The following is a 299-nucleotide window of genomic DNA, read 5'->3' as shown; positions in this document are numbered from 1 at the left end:
GGCGCGACGCTCTAGCAGCCGAACGGTGTCCCAATGCAACCCAAACAGTTGAGCCACGTGTAACGTGGGAAGGCGCTCACAGGCTTGAATCACCGCATCGGCCAAGCGGCGCGTCATACGGGCATAGCGATCCAGCCAACTGACAGTCTCCATGCGTTTGCCGCAGTCACGACAGCCAACACGTCTGAGCAAAACGCTGAGGCGCACTGCACGGCCGAGAATGGGCAAATCACGAACGACTCGCTCGCAATACTCGTGAGTGGTTGAACAGGGCTTTTGGCATCCACCACAGGAAGGGA

At 58.9% G+C, this 299-nt stretch carries 1 protein-coding gene; it reads right to left on the bottom strand.

Annotated features, from left to right (window positions below):
* A partial coding sequence (locus PVZ80_RS00205) for a helix-turn-helix domain-containing protein (RefSeq protein ID WP_273863278.1) occupies positions 1–299 on the bottom strand: 299 nt, incomplete at both ends.

This window comes from Pseudomonas sp. B3G-3, from assembly GCF_028640915.1.
Lineage (GTDB): Bacteria > Pseudomonadota > Gammaproteobacteria > Pseudomonadales > Pseudomonadaceae > Aquipseudomonas > Aquipseudomonas chlororaphis_I.
This window is presented reverse-complemented; position numbering and strand designations above follow the sequence as displayed.